Genomic DNA, 12,214 nt, shown 5'->3' with positions numbered 1-12,214 from the left:
CTGGGTTAATTATTTCATCACCTTGAGGCTTGGTGGTGATGATAAATAGTCTGTCTCGGTAATTTTGTGCATTGAAGAAGTACTTATATTGCCACCAGATAAGATCACAAGCACGCGCTGAGGCATTGATTGTGTTGCTAGCCATTCGACTACGCCTTGCATCGTCATGCAGCATGTTGGCTCGGCTTGCAATTTAAGCAAATGATGAAGCCATTGTGTCCAATAGGCAATGCGTGCCTCGGTGACTTCATAAAATCCATCGAGTTGCTGTAATAAAGGAAAGGTAAATTCACCGACACTGGGGGTGGCTGCGCCATCGGCCAATGTATTGGCGGGGGCAGCTAAAGGTACGATAGAGCCTTTGCGTAGTGATTCCGCAGCGTCATTGGCAGAAGCAGGTTCAACGCCAAACACTTTGGTTTTGTCATTGAGTGCGCGGGCCGCGATTAGGCTACCCGCAAGCAAACCTCCACCGCCACAGGGCGCAAATACAGCATCGACAGGCTCTATTTGCGAAAAGGCTTCTGCGACAACCGTCCCTTGACCGGCAATAATGTCAGGGTGATTAAAAGGCGGGATCCAGATGCAGCCAGACCTTTGGCTCGCTTCTGCTACAGCTGCATCGGCTTCTTGTCGCGTCGGGTAGCATTTTAATTCTGCACCATAGCTTTGGGTAGCGGCTGCCTTAATCGGCGATATATTCTGTGCAGCATAAATCGTTGCCGGGATATTAAATTTTTTCGCGGCATATGCCACGGCTTGCGCATGGTTGCCTGAACTGTTCGCGACGATATGCTTGGGCAACTTGTCTTGCTCTGCCAACTTGGCAATGAAGTTAGTTGCCCCCCTCATCTTAAATGCACCTGTTGTTTGCAGGCATTCAGCTTTGAACAAAACTGCATGTGACTGTCCTTCAGGCAGGCTGCCCGCACTTAGCCACTGGTTTAATCGTTGTGAAGTGAAAATAGGGGTTTTGACGATATGCGGCGTCAGCCTTTTTTGCGCATCAGTTATGTCAGAGAAGTTCATTTGGGCCTTAAATGCGATAGGGTTGCAAAAACGAAGCTTGCGGTATTGGGCCTTAGAATAGCGATATTTACCATGCCATGCATCGCAAAAATGTCTATTTCTGCGTATTTCGCTCGATAAGATTAAACAACCAATAGATGAATTGGTCTACACTGTATTCGTCCGACTTAGCCAATCAACAAAACAGGAATTTGTATGGGACTTTTAGATAAATTATTAGGCAACGCTGCACAAATTGATGCCGAGGAAATTCAACAAGAGTTAGCCCCCATTTTGTCAGATAGTGAGCGCGTGACTCAGGCTTACAAGCTCATTCGCGATTTGTTTGTACTCACTACCCATCGCGTGGTTTTTATTGATAAGCAAGGTATGACGGGTAAGAAAGTCGATTACTATAGTATTCCTTATCGCGCGATAACTCAGTTTAAAGTGGAGACCGCAGGGCATTTTGATATGGATGCTGAGTTGAGAATTTGGGTGTCAGGTCAACCAGAGCCGCTATATACAGAATTAAGCGCAGAAACTGCGCAAAGTTTGCAAAAAGCATTGGCGAACGCCATGTTTGGATAAACGGATGTGCTGACGGTCATCGACCGCCAGCGCTTTGTTTTAGTGAGCCGAAGGCGCTAGGTGCCGGTCAAAAAATTGCGTAATGGTTTTATACAAGTGGATGCGCGTATTACTTCCGCGGATGCTGTGTTTTTTTCCGGGATAATCCATTGCTTCAAATGTGATCGCGTTATCCTGCAAGTGTTTGTATAGCATGGTTGCATGGGTAAATAGCACATTGTCATCAGCCATACCGTGATAAATCATAAGTGGGCCTTTGAGGTTCTCTGCGTACGGGAATACCGAAGCCGCAGTATAGGCTTCATCAACTGTAGTGGGGTTACCCATATAGCGCTCGGTATAATGCGTGTCATATAAACGCCAGTCAGTGACTGGTGCGCCTGAAACCCCTGCACTGAAGTAGTCACCGGCTTTAAACATACTCATCAGTGTCATGTAACCACCGTAGCTGTGCCCATGAATACCGATACGTTTTTCATCGACGAAAGGCAAAGAACGTAAAAACTCGACGCCGGTGATCTGGTCTTTAACTTCAACGTCTCCCATTTTGAGATAAAGGGGATCTTCAAACGCCTTGCCTCTTGCATCAGAACCTCTGTTATCAAGAGAAAATACGACATAACCTTTGTCTACCCAGTACTGCATCATAAGGCCGCGCTCTTCGTACCAGCGGTTTCTGACCACTTGTACACCTGGACCACCGTAAACAAATACAATGACGGGATGCTTCCCTGTAATCTTCTTTGGCTTATACAAGCGATAGTGAAGCGTAACGTTGTCATCCGTAGTTAACGTCCCAAAACTGGGTTTAACCCACTGTTCTTGGTACTGGGCTAGGGGGTGATTGGCATCAATGGCATTCTCAGCTAGCCAAGTTAAACGCTCTCCTTTGCTATTGTGTACACTGACCTGAGGTGGGGTGTTAATGGTGGAGTAGCTATCCACATAAATGGAGGCATTGTCGCTGAAACTAACTTCATGAAACCCTTGTCGTTGGCTGATACGTTTAATGTCTCCACCGTTAAGTGAAACGGCATACAAGTGATTTTCTAATGGTGTATCTTTGCGACCACTGAAGTATACGGTTCCGCTTTTTTCGTTGACAGCTTCAAGTGATGTGACGACCCATTCGCCTTGCGTTAATTGACGGACAAGCCCTTTATCTAAGTGATACAAATAAAGGTGCATAAAGCCGTCACGCTCGGAACCCCAAATGTAGTGCTTTTTATCATCAAGGAAATACAGCATGTCATGTAAATTTACCCAAGTATCAGCTTGCTCCTTTATGATGGGCTGATGCTTTTGCGTGCTGACGTTGTATGAAAACAACGTTAATTGCTGCTGATCCCGGGACTGTGTTTGATAGGTAAAGTGTTCACCATCCAGTGCCCATTGTCCTCGTGTTAAATAGATGTCTTTGTTTTCGCCTAGGTCAATCCATTGACGCTCGCCAGTTGCCAACGACTGGATAGCGAGTGAGACCAATACGTTATTTGTACCCGCGCGTGGGTACTTCTGCTCAATCATCTTGATAGAATCTGCGTAAATTTCTGAGCGCGTGATCACTTCAACGGGGGTTTCATCTACACGGGAAAAAGCGATATTTTTCTCATCATATGACCACCAATATCCAGTTAGGCGCCCCATCTCTTCTTGCGCGACAAATTCAGCCATGCCGAATTTAATATCACCGCCCCCATCTGTCGTGATTGCCATTTCTTCATCACGGGCAATGTGTTTAACGTACAGGTTTTGGTCACGCACGAAGGAAATGAAATTGCCTAAAGGTGATAGCTTAATATCAGTCTCAAACGCCGGAGTATCCAGCAATTGTTTAATTTGTGCCGGGGAAGATTCTGTCGCCAACTTGTAGTAGTAAGCATCACCCGCAAGAGGGAATAAAAGTGCAGTGCCATCAGCAGACCAGGTGTAGTCAACGATGCCTGTACCGGACAGTCGCATGCGTTCACGGCGAGCTTTTTCTTCGTCAGATAAATTTTCGTTGCCTTTATGCAAATCATCGGAATTAACCAATAAACGGGTTTCACCGCTGGCAATGTGGTATTCCCATAAGTCGTAGCGCTGCGCATCGCTGGCTTTGCCTTTTAGGAATGTGACCCGTTGGCCATCAGGGGATATTCTGAGTTTTATTGGGGCAGAGCCATCAAGTGATGGAGAAGCGAAGATCCGTTCAATTGTGAGAGAGTCATTGGCAAAACTATTTGCCGCAATTAAGAGTAAAAGTAACAAGGATTTTTTCATTATTATAAGGTCTTTGTTTTACACTGGGCGTCAGTGTAGTGCATTGCAACAAGGATACAAAGTGACTGGCGATAAAACAGCAATTGTACTCGGTGCAACGGGGTTGGTTGGACATTCTCTGACGCAGCTATTACTAGATGATGGTCGTTACTCAAGCATTACTATTTTGCTCAGGCGACCCATTGAGCTGAGTCGGTTTGCTGATCCATCAGGGAAACTGCAGCCACTAGTGATTGATTTTGAGCAGCTACAAGATTACCAAGGTTACTTTAGCGTGGATCATGTGTATTGCTGTTTGGGCACGACGATGAAGAAAGCTAAAAGCCGCCAAGCCTTTCGACGCGTAGATTTTGAATATGTTCACGTGGCAGCTCAGTTGGCGAGAGCGCAAAGAGCACAGGGTTTTGTTTGGGTTTCATCTGTCGGGGCCGATGCTAAAAGCGCTAATTTCTATCTTCGTGTTAAGGGCGAACTGGAAAATGCCATTATGAGTATGCCGCAACTTAAGCATGCTGCGGCTGTTAGGCCATCACTTTTATTAGGCGAAAGGAAAGAGGCGCGTATGGCCGAATCCTTGGGAATTGTGGCAGGGCGATTGATCTCTCCTTTGATGCTGGGGCCGTTGTCAAAGTATAAGCCCATTAGTGCCAAAGACGTTGCCCAGCAAATGATAGGGTTACAGCATTTTTAAATTTAAACAGTTTCAGATAGAAGATGATCAGTGCGCGATGAAAGTTGGCACTGACAGTATTGTACTCGGTAGCTTTGCAAGTCACTGTTTAGGCAACCATTGTGCATCGTATACCCCAGAGAACGCGTTGGATATAGGCTGCGGTAGCGGTTTATTGAGTTTGATGTTGGCTCAATGGGCTGGAGGAAACCTGCATGTCACCGCCGTCGAAATTGACCCTCCCGCATACCAACAAGCATTAGATAATGTGGCTAATAGCCCTTGGCCGAAAGCCGTTACAGTTGTTCATAGTGATATTAAGCTGCATCAGTCACGTCCTGCTCGTGGCTATGATGTGGTAATCAGCAATCCTCCCTATTTTGAAACACTCGGTGAGGAAAGACGGGGGTTTCAAGGATATTCAGAACAACGGCAAACGGCCAGAAGCCAGCAATCACTATCGCTTGAAACCTTGACGGCTGAATTGGCTAATAATTTATCAGAACGGGGCAAAGGTTACTTAATCTTGCCCAGTGCCTCAGCAACCATTTGGGAGCAGGCGATTGCAAAAAGTGGCCTAACGATAGAAGTAAGACTTAACGTGAAAGCGCGCGAGGATAAGCCTGTTTCGCGAGTCTGCTACGAAATTGGTCGAGAGTGTGATCGTACAGACAATCAACATTTGACCATTTACACCAAAGATAACGTATATACTGAACAATACCGCCGGTTGTGCCAGCACTACTATGTTAATTTCTAGCAGCACAAGTGGGTCATATCCTAGCAATAGCAAGGAAGCGCGCTTTAAGTTTCCGGATGTGAGTTTCATCTTGTTCGACTGTTGTTGGAAAACCGCGAACCGCGGGCAAAGTAATAGGTGGGAACAAGGCGTTAGAAAATTTTGTGTAAGTTAGACTACCTATTTAGCCAATTGGTCAGTATGATGTGCCGCTTTTTGACCCGCTGGGAGATTGAACAGTTATTAATGTCGGACTTTTCCTTGTTTAAGTGCGTTAAGTAACAGGTAGAACATTGAGCCGACCCCCATTCTGCAAAACCTTTTCAAAAGGCAACGGACATAAAAGCAGAAGTGCTGTTTTCTAGGTTTGTCTCAGCGTTAACGAGTACAGAGGAACTACATTGTATTTAGCTGAAGCGTTTGGAGCCGTAGCTGTTGTATTAAATTTCATCGGTTATCGCCAAAACGAGATCAATCATTATCGTCTTATTTCTGCGTTTGCGCTTGCCAGTGTTAGTACGCATTTCTTTTTACTTGGTGCGATGGCTGCTGGGATCGGGTGTATGTTGGCAAGCATTCGTAACATAGTTGCTATGAAGTACAGACATAAATCAATTTTGTATTTATTTGTCTTGCTGAATATTGGATTTTTGTTATACGAGTTATTTGTACTGCAACATAGCCTTATGATCCTGATTGCGTATGCAAGTTCGCTTATTTTTACCGTTGGCTCAATTGTCCTTCAAGATGCGAATCAAATCAGGCGTTGGTTTGTGTTAGCTGAAGTTTTAGGACTTATTTTCGCGCTATCGGTAGGCAGTATCTTTGGTAGCGTATTTAATGTGAGTAATCTGTTCAGCATCGGTCTCAAATTATGGCAAGAACGCCGGGTGCCACCAATACCACGTAACTAACAGATATAAAAAAACCGAGCTAAACAGCTCGGTTTTTTTTATTCATTGTTTGGCTTATTTAACCAAAACTGAAACTTTTTCAATACCCGCTTCTTTAGCTTGGTTCATAACTTCTACGACAACACCGTGCTCAGTGTCTTCGTGCGCCTGAATCGCTGCTGCATCGGTATTGTTTTCCGCTAAATAGGTCTGGATGTTGGCTACAACACGACGAATGTCTACGTCACGACCATTCATACGGATCTTCCCAAACTCGTCTATCTGAATAGACAACGCCTTACTAGGCTGAGTAGGTTTGTTATCATTTTTTGGACGATTGACTTCCAAGCCTTTCTCTTTAACGAACGATGTAGTTACGATAAAGAAGATCAGCATGATGAATACGATGTCTAGCATCGGTGTCATATCGATCTGTGCTTCGTCATCAGCCGAGGTATGCTTTTTTCTTTTCATCTCTTTAGCAATCTTATTATGTCTATCAGACGGGATAGTATACTTGCTGAAATAAAAATGAATACCCCCCGCAGCGATCTTTCTTGCAAAAAATCGATCAATTGGTCGCAATTATCAGTGCAGTGGACGAGCGAAAAATACATTTAGCCTCTTGCGCTGCTCTTATCCAATGCATATCCGAGCGTTGCAAAGTATTGGCTAAAGTACTCTCCAATGAGCTGGCGCTGCTCCCCTTGCGGGTAAAGTCCAATTTGGGCTTCTGCTGTTTGCTTCGTGCCCTGAACGAGAAACGCGTTTTTGTACTGATGATCTTGAATGAATGCTTCAAATGCGCGTGCGCACACTTCTGGTGGTAATGCATAATAGTAACTGCCGAGTGACTTATCCGCGGCCACACTGCGCACAAATAGCGTACTTAGTTTGTCGCTGTTGGGCTGCAGAAATATATGCTGAAAGCAGCTTTCGAGTAATCCATTTAACGGGTGCTCGACAACGTCGTGTCTATCTAGCCACAATGTTGATGCAAAATCCTTAGGCGTTGCGGCTTTGAGAAATCGAGTAGAAATGAAATGATCAAATGCATGAAACCATTCGTGAGATAACGATCCTGCGCCCGCATTTTTGGCCAACGCAAGCGTACGAGTTGTAGCGCTATAATGTGCTGAACTGTGTTTTTGTCCGCCTTTTCCAAATGCGATTGAGAGTGTTCCGTTAAGCGAAATAACCTGCTCTGGCACCCCTAAAATAGCCATCAGATCACACAAAGCATCAAAGAATAGGTTTGCCGCGATTTGTTGTTCTTGTTTGGTCACCCACTGGCCTACTGATGCGGTGCGAAAGCCAAATATTTTGACAATATCGCCGAAGGTAACGTCTGCACCATCTCGGTGGCTGGGCCCATTGCGGTAGAATGTTGAATACAGCCGAGACTGTTTTTGCGCGTTGTTCAGGGTAGTCTCCATGACAAAGCTAATCTTCACATAGTCTTAACGTTTAACATGCTATCGTGGATCGCGAGCCATCTGAATTAAACGTCTTCCATATCGTAAAATGTAATGCCTGAAAGTCATAGTACATACATCCATACAAATTAGTGCTTTGTCCTTTTTGAGTCAGGGATGACAATACGAGCTGGTTGATTATAAAAACGTAACAGGAGAATTACGCGTGACGACAACATCTATTATACAGCCCGTTATTGCCATGGGGTTACTGACATTTTTAATCGCGCTTTACATGATGATTACCCGAGTAGGCGCAATGTCAGCGCTGAAAATCCATCCGCAAAAAGGCCAAGACACATCTCAGTTGAAAGCACTGTTGCCTGCGGAAGTTACGCGTATATCAAACAACTATAACCATTTATTTGAACAACCCACATTGTTTTATGCGACCGCATTGGCTATTGCGGTTTTAGCGCAAGTTGATGCTATTTATGTAGGGTTGGCATGGTCTTATGTGATTGTCAGGAGCCTTCATTCGTTGGTGCAGATCACTATCGATAAGGTACTTCTGCGTTTTGCCCTGTTTTGCTTGTCTTGGTTACTGTTAGCGGCAATGCTGGTGCGCTTGGCATTTTTTGCTTGGTTATAACAACATAACCCGATGCCAGTAAATGAACCGATAAATAAGTAGGGCGGCTCTGTTTCTCAGCAGAGCATATTCTGCGGGCAATCGGCCGACTAATCTTAACTACTCTAACCTAATTCATCCAACAGTTGCTGACACCAGCGCGCGATGCGCTCTTCCGATAGGTCGTATTGGTTTTCATCATCAAGCGACAAGCCAACAAAATGTGTCTGATCGGGGGTAAGCGCTTTGGATGCGGCAAACTCATAGTTTTCATTAGGCCAGTAGCCAATCACTGTGGCCTTTCGTGCCAGCACCTCATCGTGCAACATCCCTAATGCATCTTGGAACCAGTCAGCATAGCCAATCTGATCGCCTAGCCCGAATAGCGCAACAATTTTGCCTTCCAGATCTAAGGTCTTAATATCATCCCACTGGGATTCCCAGTCTTCTTGGATTTCACCAAAGTCCCAAGTGGAAATTCCAAAAATAAGTACATCATAGTCAGCTGTTTTACTCAGTGCAGTGTCTTGTAAGTTAAATAACTCGACGCAGTCGAACCCGAGTAATTGGTTTATTTGGAGCTGTATTTTTTCTGCGGCCATTTCGGTGTAACACGTTGTTGAACCGTAAAACAAGCCAATGCTAAATGTTTCGTTATTCATGTTGTTCGAGCTAGTGCTTAGTCTTCTATGAAGTTAATAACAGTGCCGTCTGCTAGGTGGATTTGACACTTGTCGGGCTGTCCCTTGCTGTTTAATAACAATTGTCCAGCCGCCGGCGCATTTACTACGTGCCCTAATACCGCAGGGATCTTTTCCGGAGTCGGGTCTCGCTCATCAATACGCATATTTCGACGTCGCGTAAAGTAATTCAATGGCGAACGTTTTGAATATAACAAGCGATTTAATCGCTCGAATGTACGCAAAAGGCCAGTGGGGAACGCGTTTTTAAATCCACTGCAGGTAAATTGCAATATTTTGGGGCTATTTCGTTTAAAGCGAAGCGTTACATCATACACAAATGAGTAGTGCACATCGCCGCTTAAAATAATGAAAAGGGGAGGCGTTTTATAGTGGCGGAATATATTCAGAATAACTTGCGCCGTACCTTTGTGTGCCATCCAGTTTTCGGCATCTACCATGAGTGCTTTACCGAAAAAGGTAAACACTTTCTGGACGGCTTCAATAAACTTAAGGCCGTAAATAGGGGCGGCGCTGACGACAATAACTGATTCTTTACCCAAAATTTGTTGCTGAAACTCGCACAACGCTTCCCAATCCAATAAACCGGAAGGCTTATTCGCATTTGATTCCGAACGCCAACGGCGTGTGCGTGTATCCATGACATAAAATGCCGGTGACGTGTCCAAGCAAAAGTGCCATTCGTCCCATTCATATAAGGTGTCTATAAAAGCGTCTTGATCTTCTATTTTTTCCTTTAGAAAGGTAGCTTCTGCCTTATCCAATAATGGCTTGAAGCAATCAGGATTGTTACCCCAGCCCTGACATAACCAATAGCCAGCAAGGGCATTACCGACCATTCGGTTGGAAATAGGATGCGCATACACTTCTTCTTCCCAACCTCGCGTAAGGTTCCAGTCATCGGTAACGTCGTGATCATCAAAAATCATGTACGTTGGCACATGGGCTAACAATCGAGCGGTTCGCGGTAAAGACGCGACAAATCGGTCGAGGTGCTTTTGCTCCTCTTCGTACAATGGAATAAATTGCTCATTGACGTGTTCAGGTATACCGGCTTTCACGAAACGCCATAAAACGGGGGACCAAACCAGCAAGTACATTGCCATCACTTCGCTGAACGCAATTAAGTGATTTTTAGCATTCACTGAGGTGAAGATGGGCTTTTGCTTCGCACCAAAAAACAGCTTGCCGAGTAGAGTGTTGCTAGCGGTTTTAGGCAGAATTTTTTCTCTTTGGTAGTAGCCAAATGCCAAGTCGCTTAACGCGCTACTGTGGCTGATGGTTGCATCATCTAGAGATTCCTCATGCAACCCAAGTAAGTCAATGACTTGCCGAATCGCAAATAATGTTGGTCCAGCAACATCATCTGCGTAAATCTGGTCGCCACTCATCATCAGTAAATCGGGTTTTTGGCTACTATCCGCTTCGATTAACTTATCTATTTGTGGCAGTGCATCATCACCAGCAAAATGTGGCTTTCGACATGAACCGTGGACTACATTGGTGAGTGTCATGGCACAGCGAAACGGGAATGCGTCATTACTGGCGTAATACAGAGAACCATCGGTAACATCAACATCATTGTGCTCAAGGTCAATCAGTTGGTAGGCGTATTCCTCTCCACTCTGCAGTAATTCATCTTGTTGAATGTGTATGAGGTTCACAAAAGCGTTTGTACCAACAGGTATCTGGTGGCAAGAGGTTGATTTATCCTCGCAGGTGAAGCGTTGAATTTGCGCATTTTTGTCGTCGAACAAATTGACGCCGATCTCGGCTTGTCGGCTAGTCACGAACCACAACACCATTTGCTGTTGGTCAACACGACGCAGGATAGGGCCTGCAAGCACTAGAGGCAACGTATCGGGTGGCATGGATGATTCTGAAGAAGCGCGCAATTTTTTATTCTAATTCATTGGTCTACGGGCGAGTCTAACAGTCGAGGTTGAAGACATAAAGTTAGCAATGTAAGAATTTCTACTGAACTCTGCATGGATTATGCTTATGATATGCAGCCGTGAATTGGGCCTATAAGGTATTTGTTAGGAGAAATCCCCTTGAATTCAGATAATTCTATAGCTTGGTTTAAGCAGTCCTCAACCGCTATAGCATCACTGTTTATGGTATTTTCACTGGCGGGATGTGCGCCTGCTGAGTCAGAACTACCAGCGTCACCCGTTGATGAGTCAACCACAATAACGTTAGATGGTTTATGGATTATCGAACAGGATGGCCAAGCAATGCCCGATCCGCAAACATCAGGGCTGATACAGTTTGGTGAGCATTTGATGAGCATTTCGGATGGTAGTGCTCTTCCAGAACAAAGACGACGCCTGCATGTGATCAATCCAATAACAGGTGTGGTGGAGCAAAAATTAGGTCCGATGACAATGAGCAGTGAAGTACGACGCAGTTGCTTCTCTCAGTATTTGTCTGATGAGCCTGATTTTGAGGCGCTGGTGGTAGACCCTGATCAGCCGAATGCGTTTATCATCGTGACAGAAGACGCAACTCGCACAGGCGCGATGAGCCCACGCTGTCAGCAACGTTTTGAAAACACGGGCTCGACAGCATATCCAACCTTACTTGTTAGAGCTGAGCTGAATGGCGACAAGGTTCGAATGACCGATGTACGTCCTTTGCAGTTCCCGCTTGAATTAAATGTAGGAGACTTTCCGAACGACGGTATTGAAGGGATGGCGTTCGGTGAAGAGCGTGTTTTATATTTGGGGTTGGAGAAAGACGCTGCCGGTGCTGCTCGAATTTTCAGTCTCACCATAGACGATGATTTTTGGCAGCAGGACGATTTTGCAGTTGTTGAAGATCCACAGTTATTGTTGCCAGAATTCCCAGAAGGTGGCAATCATCCAATTAATGGTATGGATTTCTTACCATTAGCCGGTGACCATCCTGGATTATTGGTAGCCGCAGCGCGCAACGACAATCAATTGTGGTTTGTTGATCTTGCAAAGCAGCAGCCAACCCAAGTCATCGATTTGCTATTCAATGCGCCTACGTTGAGTGAAGAGCCTAGTTGCGAGGCTTATGAATTAATGGACAACGCGTCACTTGAGGGCGTCGCTGTAGTCGGGATCGACATTTACCTTGTTAATGATCCTTGGAAGAAGAACTATTTGAAGAATGTCCAGTGCCCATCAAACGAGGCACGATACCAAGCAATGGCACCACTTTTATTCAAACTACCGATAGACCCAATTTGGTTATCTCGTTATCTGAATTAAACGTCAAAAAGGCTTACTGGATCAGCAAGCCTTTTTATTTTGAAGCACGATTAATGGCAGATTCT

Annotated in this window: 12 protein-coding genes; 6 read left to right on the top strand and 6 right to left on the bottom strand. The window is 45.1% G+C overall.

Translation table 11 applies throughout. The annotated features are described in order from the left end of the window. Positions 1–9: 9 nt before the first annotated feature. Positions 10–1,029: a serine/threonine dehydratase gene (locus CSH93_RS16370; RefSeq protein WP_100644442.1), complete on the bottom strand. Its 1,020-nt coding sequence runs from the start codon at positions 1,027–1,029 to the stop codon at positions 10–12. A gap of 195 nt (positions 1,030–1,224) precedes the next feature. Here CSH93_RS16370 and CSH93_RS16365 point away from each other — a divergent pair, with 195 nt between their 5' ends. Continuing rightward, positions 1,225–1,599: a PH domain-containing protein gene (locus tag CSH93_RS16365; RefSeq protein ID WP_100644441.1), complete on the top strand. Its 375-nt coding sequence runs from the start codon at positions 1,225–1,227 to the stop codon at positions 1,597–1,599. A gap of 39 nt (positions 1,600–1,638) precedes the next feature. Here the strand turns inward: CSH93_RS16365 and CSH93_RS16360 are convergent, their stop codons facing one another. Further along, positions 1,639–3,861, bottom strand: coding sequence for a S9 family peptidase (locus tag CSH93_RS16360; RefSeq protein ID WP_100644440.1), 2,223 nt, complete (start codon positions 3,859–3,861; stop codon positions 1,639–1,641). Positions 3,862–3,922: 61 nt separating this feature from the next. On the opposite strand from CSH93_RS16360, the gene CSH93_RS16355 reads away from it, so the two are divergent. The 3 genes from CSH93_RS16355 (at position 3,923) to CSH93_RS16345 (ending at position 6,184) form a co-directional block, all read left to right on the top strand. Beyond that, positions 3,923–4,552 (top strand): NAD(P)H-binding protein, encoded by a 630-nt coding sequence (locus CSH93_RS16355; protein ID WP_100644439.1) that lies wholly within the window; start codon positions 3,923–3,925, stop codon positions 4,550–4,552. 37 nt (positions 4,553–4,589) lie between these two features. Beyond that, a complete protein-coding gene (locus CSH93_RS16350) occupies positions 4,590–5,291 on the top strand; it encodes a tRNA1(Val) (adenine(37)-N6)-methyltransferase (RefSeq protein WP_100644438.1) in 702 nt (233 codons plus the stop codon). A 380-nt stretch (positions 5,292–5,671) separates the two neighbouring features. Next, positions 5,672–6,184, top strand: coding sequence for a YgjV family protein (locus CSH93_RS16345; RefSeq protein ID WP_100644437.1), 513 nt, complete (start codon positions 5,672–5,674; stop codon positions 6,182–6,184). Between the two features lie 54 nt (positions 6,185–6,238). Here CSH93_RS16345 and CSH93_RS16340 read toward each other — a convergent pair whose 3' ends face one another. Then, positions 6,239–6,637: an ExbD/TolR family protein gene (locus CSH93_RS16340; protein WP_100644436.1), complete on the bottom strand. Its 399-nt coding sequence runs from the start codon at positions 6,635–6,637 to the stop codon at positions 6,239–6,241. Positions 6,638–6,780: 143 nt separating this feature from the next. Continuing rightward, positions 6,781–7,599, bottom strand: coding sequence for a CLCA_X family protein (locus CSH93_RS16335; RefSeq protein WP_100644435.1), 819 nt, complete (start codon positions 7,597–7,599; stop codon positions 6,781–6,783). 205 nt (positions 7,600–7,804) lie between these two features. Between CSH93_RS16335 and CSH93_RS16330 the strand changes: the two genes are divergently transcribed. Next, positions 7,805–8,230, top strand: coding sequence for an MAPEG family protein (locus CSH93_RS16330; RefSeq protein WP_100644434.1), 426 nt, complete (start codon positions 7,805–7,807; stop codon positions 8,228–8,230). Positions 8,231–8,334: 104 nt separating this feature from the next. Here CSH93_RS16330 and fldB read toward each other — a convergent pair whose 3' ends face one another. Next, on the bottom strand, positions 8,335–8,871 hold the full coding sequence (fldB, locus tag CSH93_RS16325; protein WP_100644433.1) for a flavodoxin FldB: 537 nt from the start codon (positions 8,869–8,871) through the stop codon (positions 8,335–8,337). A gap of 17 nt (positions 8,872–8,888) precedes the next feature. Next, entirely contained in the window at positions 8,889–10,805 is a 1,917-nt protein-coding gene (locus CSH93_RS16320) for a metallophosphoesterase family protein (RefSeq protein WP_240615634.1), read from the bottom strand. Between the two features lie 159 nt (positions 10,806–10,964). Between CSH93_RS16320 and CSH93_RS16315 the strand changes: the two genes are divergently transcribed. Further along, on the top strand, positions 10,965–12,149 hold the full coding sequence (locus CSH93_RS16315; protein WP_100644432.1) for a hypothetical protein: 1,185 nt from the start codon (positions 10,965–10,967) through the stop codon (positions 12,147–12,149). The last annotated feature ends 65 nt before the right edge of the window (positions 12,150–12,214 follow it).

This window comes from Neoalteromonas facilis, from assembly GCF_002807665.1.
Classification (GTDB): domain Bacteria; phylum Pseudomonadota; class Gammaproteobacteria; order Enterobacterales; family Alteromonadaceae; genus Alteromonas_E; species Alteromonas_E facilis.
Note: the sequence above shows the minus strand (reverse complement) of the source record. Positions and strands in the feature narration are given on the sequence as shown.

Excerpts from the sequence above, each read along its gene's own strand:
- CSH93_RS16370 (WP_100644442.1), bottom strand. The coding sequence starts at position 1,029 with ATGAACTTCTCTGACATAACTGATGCGCAAAAAAGGCTGACGCCGCAT.
- CSH93_RS16365 (WP_100644441.1), top strand. The coding sequence starts at position 1,225 with ATGGGACTTTTAGATAAATTATTAGGCAACGCTGCACAAATTGATGCC.
- CSH93_RS16360 (WP_100644440.1), bottom strand. The coding sequence starts at position 3,861 with ATGAAAAAATCCTTGTTACTTTTACTCTTAATTGCGGCAAATAGTTTT.
- CSH93_RS16350 (WP_100644438.1), top strand. The coding sequence starts at position 4,590 with ATGAAAGTTGGCACTGACAGTATTGTACTCGGTAGCTTTGCAAGTCAC.
- CSH93_RS16340 (WP_100644436.1), bottom strand. The coding sequence starts at position 6,637 with ATGAAAAGAAAAAAGCATACCTCGGCTGATGACGAAGCACAGATCGAT.
- CSH93_RS16335 (WP_100644435.1), bottom strand. The coding sequence starts at position 7,599 with ATGGAGACTACCCTGAACAACGCGCAAAAACAGTCTCGGCTGTATTCA.
- fldB (WP_100644433.1), bottom strand. The coding sequence starts at position 8,871 with ATGAATAACGAAACATTTAGCATTGGCTTGTTTTACGGTTCAACAACG.